The organism is Flavobacterium branchiicola (genome assembly GCF_018383905.1).
GTDB lineage: Bacteria > Bacteroidota > Bacteroidia > Flavobacteriales > Flavobacteriaceae > Flavobacterium > Flavobacterium branchiicola.
On the sequence record NZ_JAGYWA010000003.1, the window covers coordinates 731,198 to 743,377 of the forward strand.

At 34.6% G+C, this 12,180-nt stretch carries 9 protein-coding genes; 1 reads left to right on the forward strand and 8 read right to left on the reverse strand.

Annotated features, from left to right (window positions below):
• The first annotated feature begins 29 nt into the window (after nucleotides 1–29).
• Nucleotides 30–1,016 carry a helix-turn-helix domain-containing protein gene (locus KHA98_RS09945; protein WP_213257714.1) on the forward strand — a complete coding sequence of 329 codons (987 nt, stop codon included), beginning with the start codon at nucleotides 30–32 and terminating at the stop codon, nucleotides 1,014–1,016.
• A gap of 383 nt (nucleotides 1,017–1,399) precedes the next feature.
• Here KHA98_RS09945 and KHA98_RS09950 read toward each other — a convergent pair whose 3' ends face one another.
• The 8 genes from KHA98_RS09950 to KHA98_RS09985 form a co-directional block, all read right to left on the reverse strand.
• Nucleotides 1,400–3,382: an OmpA family protein gene (locus KHA98_RS09950; protein ID WP_213257716.1), complete on the reverse strand. Its 1,983-nt coding sequence runs from the start codon at nucleotides 3,380–3,382 to the stop codon at nucleotides 1,400–1,402.
• Nucleotides 3,383–3,408: 26 nt separating this feature from the next.
• Nucleotides 3,409–4,323: a PorP/SprF family type IX secretion system membrane protein gene (locus KHA98_RS09955; protein ID WP_213257718.1), complete on the reverse strand. Its 915-nt coding sequence runs from the start codon at nucleotides 4,321–4,323 to the stop codon at nucleotides 3,409–3,411.
• Nucleotides 4,324–4,361: 38 nt separating this feature from the next.
• On the reverse strand, nucleotides 4,362–5,639 hold the full coding sequence (locus KHA98_RS09960; RefSeq protein WP_213257720.1) for a gliding motility-associated C-terminal domain-containing protein: 1,278 nt from the start codon (nucleotides 5,637–5,639) through the stop codon (nucleotides 4,362–4,364).
• Nucleotides 5,640–5,974: 335 nt separating this feature from the next.
• Nucleotides 5,975–6,457, reverse strand: a complete 483-nt coding sequence (locus KHA98_RS09965; RefSeq protein ID WP_213257722.1) for a hypothetical protein — start codon at nucleotides 6,455–6,457, stop codon at nucleotides 5,975–5,977.
• A gap of 35 nt (nucleotides 6,458–6,492) precedes the next feature.
• Nucleotides 6,493–7,002: a hypothetical protein gene (locus KHA98_RS09970; protein WP_213257724.1), complete on the reverse strand. Its 510-nt coding sequence runs from the start codon at nucleotides 7,000–7,002 to the stop codon at nucleotides 6,493–6,495.
• Nucleotides 7,003–7,067: 65 nt separating this feature from the next.
• A complete protein-coding gene (locus tag KHA98_RS09975) occupies nucleotides 7,068–9,200 on the reverse strand; it encodes a hypothetical protein (RefSeq protein ID WP_213257726.1) in 2,133 nt (710 codons plus the stop codon).
• 290 nt (nucleotides 9,201–9,490) lie between these two features.
• Entirely contained in the window at nucleotides 9,491–10,300 is an 810-nt protein-coding gene (locus KHA98_RS09980; RefSeq protein ID WP_213257728.1) for a hypothetical protein, read from the reverse strand.
• Nucleotides 10,301–10,414: 114 nt separating this feature from the next.
• On the reverse strand, nucleotides 10,415–12,180 hold a 1,766-nt coding region (locus KHA98_RS09985; RefSeq protein WP_213257730.1), incomplete at its 5' end, for a hypothetical protein.

Here is a 12,180-nt window from a genome sequence, read left to right on the forward strand (position 1 = left end):
TTCAACTTAATATGAATGAACCCTTATTTATGAAAAAAGTAAATCATTATTTTAGTTTAACACCAGAATGGTTAGAAGTTTTAGCAGAGCAAGTTGATACTCAAGTTATTGACAATAAAATAATTCTTTTCCCGGAAAATATTGGACAGGGTCATGCGTATTTTACCCAAATTAATTCGGGTATCTCTGTTTTTTTTCTCGACTTATCTCTCAATATTCCTTTAAAAATAACCCGTGAAAGCTCTCCTAATGAATTGTTTGTTTTTCATTATGAATTAAGTCAACACGTTAATCTGATTAAAATAAATAATGAAGACTACAAGATTGGTTCTTTTGACCAACTAGACCTTGCGATTATTGATAATGAAATAACAAGTGCTTATAAACCATCTATAAACGAAAGAACATTTGCTGTGCGCATACTTGTAAGCAAAAGCTTATTAGGTGATTTTATTAAAAAGTATCCTAAAATTGAATATAAAGAGGATCGTAAAAACAGATCACCTGAAGCTTTCTACCATTATGGAAATATTGATAGTAACAGCGCGTTATTATTAAAATCTATTAAATCAAAAAATATACACGATTTGTCTTTTGATTCTTATTTAAAAGGAATCTCTTTAAAATTACTAGGTAATTTCTTCGGTAAATTCTATGACACTGAAAATAAAAATGGTTCATTAACGCAAGTTGAAAATGATGCTATTAATAAAACGCGGGATTATTTGCTTTCAAATTTATATGGTCCGTTTCCTTCCGTGATATTTTTAGCTGCTATGGCAGGGATGTCTGAATCTAAATATAAAATGTCTTTTAAGAAAAGTCTTGATATGACTCCAAATAATTTCTTTATCAAAGAAAAGATGTCACTTGGAAGAAACCTTCTAAAAAGTGGTAAATTTCATACTTTAACAGAAATAATGTATGAACTTAATTACAGTAAATTGAGTTATTTTTCATCAAAATATTTTGAACTTTTTGGCTGTAAGCCAATTGATGATTTCGTAAAAAAGTAGGAGTGCATCATTAATATTCTTTCAAAAACTGCTACTTACACTCCCCGATTTTTTAATTCAAAACTGTTTTCTAGCACTTACTTTTATTGCTAAAATTTTGATCTGTTAAACATTATTCGTTTTTATTAGCCTCAAAACAAGGGAAATTGTGGCTATATATAAATAAAGTATTTTTTGTTAATTGTAAGGTCTTTAAAATTGTATTCCTGATCAAATTAACCATCCCCAATAAATTTTTATAAACAAAAATATCCCAATTGCAGGCTAGACCGCAATCGGGATATTTTATTTAACTAATCTATTTTATTTTTATATTTCAGTCTCTTACGTGATCATTTTACCACAGTTATCAACCAAAATTCACATGTCAAAAACTTTTTTTACTACTGTTTCCAGGTAACAATAAACTCAGAACGTCTGTTCAACTCATGCTCTTTCTCTGTACATTTTACACCGTTTGAACATCCATTTATCAATCTTGTTTCTCCAAAACCTTCTCCACTTACTCTGTCAACAGAAACTCCACCATTTATGATATAATCAACTGTAGCTTTGGCTCTGTTTTGAGATAACTTCATATTAAAGTCATCTTTACCACGACTATCAGTATATGAATTAATTTTTATATTAATATTTGGTCTGGCTTTCATCAAGTCAATTACTTTTTTAAGTTCTGCTTTTGAAGATTCCCTAATCTTATATCCATTATAATCAAAATAGATCGGCAGTAAATTAAGTATATCCGTCAAATTGCCTCCATCATCTATAGTAACAAGCTTATCATTAACTACTACTTGTCTTTCATTAAATAAATTAAGTGACACTTCTTTTTTAGCGGCTGGCTGCATAGCCTTTAATTTTACTTCTTTTCCAGCTAAATCTTGTTTGCTATAAACTAATTTAAAATCTTTAAAAGGTTCTGTAAACGCCTTGTATTGTCCCTCTTTATCAGTGTAAAAAGTTTCCACTTTCTCATTATCGATATTGTACACATCGATAGCAACATTTTCAAGAGGTTTACCTGATAAACTGTCTTTAATTGTACCATACACTAGTGGGCGAATGTCAAAATCAAATGTTACAGGTCTGGTTTCTGTAAAACCATAGATATCATCATTTCCTTTTCTGTCAGATGAAAAATAACCTTTTTTATCTTTGTTAACACTATAAGCGAAATCGTCTTCAGTTGTATTTACACCATCTCCAGCATTTACAACATGATAAACACCTTTATCGTCTTTCATAGCTGCAAAAACATCTAATCCTCCAAGTCCAGGATGTCCGTCAGAAGAGAAGAACAAAATTCCGTTTTCATCTATGTATGGATAAGTCTCACGTCCAGGGGTATTAATCTCATCTCCAAGTTTTACAACATCATTTCCAACAAAACCACCTTTCTTAAGACTTACTGTATAAATATCAGAATCTCCAAATTTGTTATTACGATCTGATACAAAATATAGTTGTGTTTCATCCGGGTTTAAAGCCGGGTGTGCAGATGAAAACGCATCACTATTAATAGGAAAACCTAATTCCTGAATATCTTTCCATTCCCCATCTCTAAAACGGGCAACATAAATTTTCAAAAAACTTGTACCTTCTTTATCTGTTCCTAATTTTCCATTTTTGTAATTATTTCTGGTAAAGAACATTGTTTTTCCATCTTTTGTAATGGCAGGAGAACTTTGGTGATATTTGGTATTGATACCACCTTTTAGCATAACTGAATTTGTAAGACCTCCATCTTTTGTAATATCTGCTGAATACAACTTTAAAAATGATTGGTTATTCCAACTGTGCTTACGTTTAAAAATTACACCCGAATCTTTGGCAGAAGCATAAATAACTTTTTCTGTGCCATCAAAAGCAGTTCCAAAATCAGAAGCACCAGTGTTAATTTCGATGTCTTTTAAGATATAACGCCCCGACTGTTTTCCTATATCAGCTTTAAGTTTACTGTTTGTCCAATCTTGCGATAAGTCTTTTTTACCTGCTTTATTATAGTACACTTTCATTACTTCAGCTGCCTGATCGTATTTCTGGCTGTTGTTTAATGACTGTGCATATCTAAAATAGTATTGCGGATCAACATTCGGTTTTGCATCCATTAATTGCGAATATGCTTTTACCGCTTCGGGATACTTTGCATTAAAATAATAGCAATCTCCAAGTTTGGTGTATACTCCAATTGAAGTATTACCGTCTTTTATTAGTTTTTCATACAATTTACTTGCTTCAATAAAAGCGAATTTGTTATACGCCTTATCAGCATTTTCCAATTTTCGATCTTGTGCCTGTAAAGAGCTCATCTGTAAAAACACAGCTAATAAAAGGAACAATACGTTTTTAATATTTTTATAACTCATTTTGTACTTTTTAAATTAAAACGTTATTAGAAGAATCTAGGCGTAACCAATCTGTATTTTGTTCCTGCAAATAAGTCAAAGCGCAGGTAGATCTCATGTGATCCTGAATTGTAATTCCCGATTTTCTGCGTATCATAATCATATGCATATCCGATGTTCATACCTGGAGTAACCTGAAATCCTGCCATTCCACTTACTGCTGCATCCCATCTGTAGGCTGCTCCAAGTGTTAATTTTTCACTGAATAAGAAGTTTGCAGATAAATCAACCGCTAATGGTGCACCACTAACCATTTTAACCATTGCAGCCGGCTTAAATTTCAAATTGCTGTTCAAATCAAAAACGTATCCTCCCATGGCATAGAAATGCATTTTTTTTGAGGCAACAGATTCTTTTACATCATCATAGAATTTAGTTTCTAATATCATTGGCACAGATAAACCAGCGTACCATTTACTTGAGTGGAAGTAAGCTCCGGCACCAATATTTGGAGAAATTTTTGACAATGTTCCGCTTAAATAAGGATCATAGTCTTTAATATTCAATCGGGAATAATCTACGTCAACAAAGTTTAATCCTCCACTAAGTCCCAGAGATAAATTTACATCGGAAGAAAGTTGTATTGGATACGAATAATTCAACATTAAATTTGTTTCCTGAGATGGACCAATTTTATCGTTCATTACAGATAAACCTATACCTTGTCCGTTACTGCTAATTGGAGATTCTATCGAAAAGTTTACCGTTTTTGGTGCACCATCCAGACCTACCCATTGTGTTCTGTACAACCCAAAAACACTTGGTAAACCGCGTGTACCAGTATATCCTGGGTTAATTGTCATTGTATTATACATATATTGCGTGTATTGTGATTCCTGCTGAGCTGATACTTCAAAAACTCCCAAAAACAATATCACCAATAGAGATAAGATTTTTTTCATTAGTTCTACTTAATTTAATTATTAGTTATAAATGATAATTATTGATTGTTTATATACAGGTAGCCTGATTTTTCAACCATTTTTGTACCATTATTATATTTCAAAATATAGAAATAGGTTCCTGTTGGCAGTTTCTCTCCTCTGTTTACCGTTGCACGGCCATCAGAATAACCTCTAAACATATTATCACTTTCATTATATGATTTTGTTCCAAATACTTTTACCCCCCAACGGTTGTAAATTTCCACTTCGTTGTCCGGAAACTTACTAATGTTTTCAATTAAGAAAGCATCATTTTTACCATCATCGTTTGGAGAAATTGCATTGTAAACTACTACATCGAGAACTGGTTCAGGTGCTTTCTTTACCAAAGCAAATGTGAACATTCCGTAACCTGAAACCTTTGCAGTCAATAAATCACTGTAAGGTTCACCCGATGAGGCAGCCGTTTTTTCTCCTCCTTCATTAATCCATTTACCCTGAGTTTCATCCCAGCGTACGATTTTAACCTCTGTATCATCATGAGTATCAAAAAAAGTTTGAGGTGTTGTTGCCTGATCCATTGTAAGACTCAAAACAATATTCTCACTTCCCTGATCCTCCGTTACCGTCCAGTATTCTTTATCATTAATCGAAACAATTTGATCCTCTTTTATAGCATGAGAATGTTTTGTATCTGAATTTTTTAAGAAATACTGAGTGGTATAAATATTAGCCATGTCTGATCCTTCACCATGCATAGAAGGTCTGAAATGAAACTCATCTCCTACAGGAAACTCAAACATGTTTTTTCCCAGTTTTCTAACTCTTCCATCCACAAAACCAGTTGCATTTCCTGCTCCGGTATGTTCAGCATTTTCTTTGAAAATCATAAGACCATCAAAAGTATCTGCATCAATAATACCTTTCTTAAATTCTGCCTTACCTGCAACTGAAATCTCTCCGACAAGTACAAATGGCATTTGCGTTTTTATATTATTAAAGAGGACATTTTGAAAATTAGAAATCTTTTCGTTTTCAATAATCTGTTCTTCAGTACCGGTAAAAAAGGTTTTCCCTGCCAACGCAGGAGTAAACGTTACCAGACCTTCATTGTTCCAGTTTTGGAAAATATGAACAGCTCCATCATTAATAAAGGTACCGGACTGCTGATTGTCATAGTCCATGTAAACTGATACCAGTGTACCATTACTCACCTTCACATCGCCTTTGTTTACAAACTGAGCTTGTGCGTTTTGAGTAGTTAAAGCAATTAGCGTAAAACTCAGAACAAACCCTGAATTTCTTACCATCTTATATGTAATGTTCTTTTTCATAATTAAAGAAGTTATCGTTCTAATAATGACACAAAATTAGAGCTATACTAAAGTTAATTTAACCCGTAAAAGTCTTTAGAATATCATAATAAGGTGAATTAATACCAGGAGAAAAAAAAGCTCTAAAACTGACAAAATACTGATTATCAAAACGTTTAAACAAAAGAAATAACTTACAAATATTTTTTTTACTGACTCATAGTTTGCAACGTCGCTATTGAATGGACAAAAAAAATCCCTACTGATTTAACAATAGGGATGAAAAAAAAAATGATTTTTTATTTTATTCTAAAAGCCAAATTTTCAAATCTTTATTATTTGGGCTTAGTCTGCTTTTACTTCGCAATTTGTTCTATTTCGGCTTGTTGCTTAAACTGAAGCTGCATAGCATCATTTAGATTCTCTTTTGCTGCCGCTCTTTGTTTTAGAACTGCTTCATTATCTGTCGACCCGTTTTTTTTGTACTCGGCATCCTGTTCTGCCATCAGTTTACTAACTTTAGCATTAGTAGCATTTAAGTTATTTTCTAATTCTGCAAGCTTTCTTTTTTTTCCTTCTAGGGCTTGGCGCTCCGTCTTTAACTGTGCGATATAGTCATCTGCATTTTTTTGATCTGCTACAGAACGACCACTTGCTGTCTTCTTTAATTCCGTTTCTTTTAGCTCTTCATCTACGATCGCAGTTTTCTCATCCAACTTTCTATGGCTTTCTTTAGAAACATTTGAGAATTCATTGCTTTTCTGATTTTGCTGTGCGTTTATGAATTGTGTTGCCATCATAACCAATACTACAGCCCCTATTCTTACCATTTTATTCATCTTGTACAGGATTTAAATTGACTTGTAACTTTTGTTTATTTCCAAAATGTCCATTCTGAACCATTGTAAATGCATACCATTTTTTTTGCAGTATCATAACAAATTGTTCCTGGCATTGGCTTGATAATATTAAGATGTGGTGAAGCTACTTTTGGAAGAATCAGGGCTTTGTTTGCCGATTCTAAAACCAAAACTCCGTCTGCACTACTGCTGGTGGCGCCAACAACTGCACCTTTTGTCTCTGCTTCTGGCACATTATCTTGAATGGTTTGATCAAATACACCAGTATGCTTGGATAAATCAACCCAATCCGTTCCGTTGTAATACACCACTTTCTTTTTGGCTACATCATACAGCATTACTCCTCCTGTCAAGGCTGCTCCAGTTGGCAATGTTGTTACCCATGGCAATACAATACCAGACTTTCCGCCTGTCTTAAAATCTACCAGTCCTGAACCATCAGGCATTTTTTTACCAATTACGGCCTGTGCATTTGCAGCTAACCCTGCAAAAATGACACAGATTAAAAAGATGATTTTTTTCATGATTTACTGTTTTTTAGTTTTTTCTGTAACCGCCACTACTGGCAGTTATAGAAAAAAACAATTTATTAATAATCTGGACAGCCTTGCTGTGTTAAGGTATGCCACGTAGAACCGTTATATAATTTAATCACTTTGTTAACCGTATCGAATACAATCATACCTTCTATCGGGCTTGTAATAGCCGCTTCTGGATTTGCTATTCTTGTTAAAACCATTCCTTTATTGGTTGATTCTAATATTAAAGCTCCTGTTCTGGTATCTGCCCAATTTCTAGCAACCGCAGTTCTGTCTAGCGTTGAGATAATCGTTTGATATGATTCTGGTGTTCCTGTCGCAACCCCTGGTTTGTAACAAACCGCACACGCATTATTAAATGAAAGCGTTATAACACTTTGAGGAGTTGTACAATCATAAGCTGGAGAATAAAACTCTACTCTGTACGTACCTGCTACTGCCACATTAGTAGGATCTGCTACCAAAACTCCTGTAGCATTGTACCATCTCGCGATACAATTTAGCGGTATTGGAGAAACCAGATAATCATTAAGATTAATAGTAGTTCCTGTACAAGGCGCTCCTGTTGAACCTGTTAAAGTTGGCGCTACATCGCCCGCCTCACAAGAAAAAAATATGCTATTTTCACTTTCGTAAGTCCCTGGCGTTGAACCAAAGTCCATCGAAATCCCTATACCATTATCTGTACTTGCAGATGTATTAATTGTATTATCAAAAGTCATAAAAGGTCTTGGACTTGCAGATCCTAAATCACTATTCAATAAGTTATAGGCTGCAGAAAAATAGCCGTCCCAAGGAACTCCAGACTTATATTGAAATGCTTCGTAAGAAGGAGTTCTTTTTGTTCCTACTACAAAATTTGGCTTGGCTCTGTCTGTTTCGGGATCCCACTGTCCTATTGTAATACCTGGACCATAATCACTTGATCCTAAATAAGTATCCCACCCATGGGCTAATTTTACTTGTTCGGTATTGCCAGGCGGTATGGTTACCTTATAATCAATTAAGAAATTAGATTCTGGATATACATAGGTATATTTTACCTCAAGCATGTAAATTAAGTCATTTTTGACCGCTGCCAATCTAATTACATTAATAGATGTTTTACCATCAGGCTGCAAAATCTCCGATTGTTTGGTACTGCTCACCGGAATTAATCTGAGATTACTTGTAGTACCAGCAACCAAAGACCCTCCTTCATAAACAGAAGCCCCCACCGAAAGCGCTAGACCATGAAAAGTTCCAGGAACAGCATAGGGACTTGTCGTACCAGCTGTAATATCAGTACCTGAACCATAAATTTGACCAGTCCCATATCTACGAATCTGCATGTTTCCAGCACCCGATAAATTAATTCTGATTCCGTCAGGATTAGCCACCGTATAACTTCTACCTCCATTTGCATTAATGATAGTTTGACCAACGTAATTGCATTCATCATTTACAAAAGTGAAACGGTACAACTGTCCCGTTGCTGGTTTTGTAATGACTGGTCTGGACAAGGTTGTAGAGGTTGTTGGATTAGCAGTAGCATCAGAAGACAGCCATAACTGTTTAACTAGTGGAACCATATCATTATAAATTCCTATTGCTGCCATATAATTAGAGTTCCATTTATTAATTGTTGCGGCTTCTTGATTGTAAATATATTCTACTACATTGGTTCCTTCATATATTTTTACCTCAAAACTAATTACAGCTGCTGGTGCAGTAAAGTCCCATTGCCACTTTTTCCATTCAGCGGTCAACACACGATTGGGAGCCGTACCAGTAGTCTTGTAAAAGAACATTCCTCCATTCCCTCCTAAATCAGCCCATAATGGTGCTAAAACAGCCCCTAAGCCCATAGTTGGTGTAGCTGCATTGGATGCTTGCCTAAAAGAAATCATACCGTTTGAATTGGCATAAAAAGTAGTAAAATCATTGCATCCCATTCTAAAGGTAAAACCAATTGGCAGGGCTGCACTTGCTACATTATCAGCACTAAGATTTGGAACTGCTGATGCGTCAGTTAGCGGTTCATAAGTAGTGCTTTCTGCTTCGAACTTATAAGCTGATGTGACACTTGGTTGTATTACTTGATCCTGCTGCGCCATTATCTTTGATGGAAACCCAAACAGTATAATAAAGAGGATAGCAAAACAGAACATTGTTTTGCTACGATTGTTAATATTTTGTATCATATAAAAAATATTTAAAAAAATTAATTTGTTTATTATCGGTACAAAAACTTATAACACAATGAAAACTAGAATTTTAAAAATATAATCTAAGCTAATGTAGTAAAAATATTAATTAGATTTTCACTTAAAAACAGAGCTAATTCTTGGTTCTTATTGTATTGTATGCTAAACTATTACAATCTAAAACTGCAACTGCATGGACCGGTAGTTTACCTTGTAATTCAAAATTGAAGAAGTAGGCATTACCAGCCTATTGCTGGCAATGTTACTTACCTCTCAAATATGTTTGATTACTTTTTAGCTAAAACAATTTTTTCTAATTTCTCAAGACGCTCATTTAAAGCCTTGATTTCATTATCCTTAGCATCCAATTGTTTTTTCTGTTCAATTGCATGCAGGTATAGTTCCTCTGTTTTTTCTAGTAACTGAACAGATAGTTCAGAAACATTAAACATGTATCCTTCGTTTGTTTTTTGAAGTTCATTTATAGGCGTAATTCCTGGTAAATGTTTGTTTTCTTTTATAAAAGAATCTACATCAGCCAAAGATTTAAACTTATAGTCTGCTTTGATATCTGAGAATCCTTTAAAGTAATCTTCAAAAACGTAATCGGCATAGTAGGAGTTAACTGTTGTAATTGCACCGTTAACTCTTAACTTTTCGTTAAGTGCAGTAGATGGTGTTGTAAAACCACCGATTCCTACCCATCCTTTGAAATAAGCCTGTCCGGTTGTTGTATTGGTCGCACTTGTTGCACCAGCATCTGAACCTGTAAACCATGGTTCGTTTTGCATTGTTGCAGAAGATACTGTTTTTACTATACCAGAAGCATCTCTTACCATTACGTTATCTGTGGCAGCTCCTGTTTGCAATCCTGAAAGGGTTAAAGTATTGGTTGCATCTGTAGTTACCGTTGTAGGCTTAGCTAAAGCACCGCCTAATTGAACATTTCCACTTGTTGCGGTAAGTCCGTTGTTAGCTGTAGCTATTGAATTAGGATTAACTTGAACTTTTTTCCCGTTTATAGTTACCATCGTTTCTGTCTGTGCCATTAAAAATCCACCCTGGATTAACAATAACATGCATATTATTTTTTTCATTTTTTACTTAATTTAAAAGCTATATTATTAAATCACAATACTATAAATTATGGGGGCCGCTGTTCTTTTTGCAAAGGCTCAGCATTTTTGAGCCCCCATTATTATACTTAAATATTATTTTAAATAATCAATCATAATATTATCATTTGCCATAAGTGCGTATGATCCGTTATTTGCTGGATTGTACGTAAGAGTAGTACCTGATACAGTTATTGCATCTTTATCGATACGAACCCCGTTTATGTACAACTTCACTTTAGATAAAGCAGATGGCGTTGCAGTAAGTGTAAACGTTACTTGATTTGCTCCCGCAGTAAACTCATCTATTTGCTGTTGAGGCGCCATTGCACTAAGATCAATCACATTAGCCACAGATTTCTCATCAGTATAAGTCAGCTTTTTAGTTGCTGAATCAAGAGTAAGACTTGTAAGTGTTTCGCTTGCTTTAACAAGACTGCTAATATCAATTACTTTTGTTGCACCAGTAGCATCTATATAAGAGAACTGTTTTGTCGTTCCATCATAGCTTACATTACCACCTGTATTTTTAATGATATTCTCGATAATCTGTTTTACATTAGTATCTCCGGCAATTGTTGAGAAGTTAGTTGTAACGTCTCCAACCACATTGATATTAACCGCTATACCTTTCTCGTTTGTATACGTGTAAGTTCCGTTGTTGTTATTACTTAGCGTAGTAACTGTTTCGCTTAACTTAACAAGATCGCTGATGTTGATCACTTTTGAAGCGCCTGTAGCATCAATATAAGAGAACTCTTTCTTAGTTCCGTCATAGCTTACGTTTCCTGCCGTACTGTTTACGATATTCTCGATAATCTGTTTTACAGTAGTATCGCCAGCAATTGTTGAGAAGTTAGTTGTAACATCTCCTACTACATTGATCTTAACTTCAACACCTTTCTCATTTGTATATGTATAAGAACCGTTGTTGTTGTTAGAAAGCGTAGTAACCGTTTCGCTTAACTTAACAAGATCGCTGATGTTGATCACTTTTGAAGCGCCAGTAGCATCAATATAAGAGAACTCTTTCTTAGTTCCGTCATAGCTTACGTTTCCTGCCGTATTGTTTACGATATTCTCGATAATCTGTTTTACAGTAGTATCGCCCGCAATTGTTGAGAAGTTAGTTGTAACATCTCCAACTACATTGATCTTAACTTCAACACCTTTCTCATTTGTATATGTATAAGAACCGTTGTTGTTGTTTGTAAGCGTAGTAACTGTTTCGCTTAACTTAACAAGATCGCTGATGTTAATCACTTTTGAAGCGCCTGTAGCATCAATATAAGAGAACTCTTTCTTAGTTCCGTCATAGCTTACGTTTCCTGCTGTATTGTTTACGATATTCTCGATAATCTGTTTTACATTAGTATCTCCAGCAATTGTTGAGAAGTTAGTTGTAACATCTCCAACCACATTGATCTTAACTTCAACACCTTTCTCGTTTGTATACGTGTAAGAACCGTCGTTGTTGTTAGAAAGCGTAGTAACTGTTTCGCTTAACTTAACAAGATCGCTGATGTTGATCACTTTTGAAGTGCCTGTAGCATCAATATAAGAGAACTCTTTCTTAGTTCCGTCATAGCTTACGTTTCCTGCCGTATTGTTTACGATATTCTCGATAATCTGTTTTACCTCAGTATTGTTTGCAATTGTTGAGAAGTTGCTTGTTACATCTCCAACAACATTGATCTTAACTTCAACACCTTTCTCGTTTGTATACGTGTAAGAACCGTCGTTGTTGTTAGAAAGCGTAGTAACCGTTTCGCTTAACTTAACAAGATCGCTGATGTTGATCACTTTTGAAGCGCCAGTAGCATCTGTATAAGAGAACTCATTTTTAGTTCCGTCATAGCTTA

What these genes read in the sequence shown, in the direction of transcription:
- KHA98_RS09945 (WP_213257714.1), top strand. Translation starts at nt 30, where the DNA reads ATGAAAAAAGTAAATCATTATTTTAGTTTAACACCAGAATGGTTAGAA.
- KHA98_RS09950 (WP_213257716.1), bottom strand. Translation starts at nt 3,382, where the DNA reads ATGAGTTATAAAAATATTAAAAACGTATTGTTCCTTTTATTAGCTGTG.
- KHA98_RS09955 (WP_213257718.1), bottom strand. Translation starts at nt 4,323, where the DNA reads ATGAAAAAAATCTTATCTCTATTGGTGATATTGTTTTTGGGAGTTTTT.
- KHA98_RS09960 (WP_213257720.1), bottom strand. Translation starts at nt 5,639, where the DNA reads ATGAAAAAGAACATTACATATAAGATGGTAAGAAATTCAGGGTTTGTT.
- KHA98_RS09965 (WP_213257722.1), bottom strand. Translation starts at nt 6,457, where the DNA reads ATGAATAAAATGGTAAGAATAGGGGCTGTAGTATTGGTTATGATGGCA.
- KHA98_RS09970 (WP_213257724.1), bottom strand. Translation starts at nt 7,002, where the DNA reads ATGAAAAAAATCATCTTTTTAATCTGTGTCATTTTTGCAGGGTTAGCT.
- KHA98_RS09975 (WP_213257726.1), bottom strand. Translation starts at nt 9,200, where the DNA reads ATGATACAAAATATTAACAATCGTAGCAAAACAATGTTCTGTTTTGCT.
- KHA98_RS09980 (WP_213257728.1), bottom strand. Translation starts at nt 10,300, where the DNA reads ATGAAAAAAATAATATGCATGTTATTGTTAATCCAGGGTGGATTTTTA.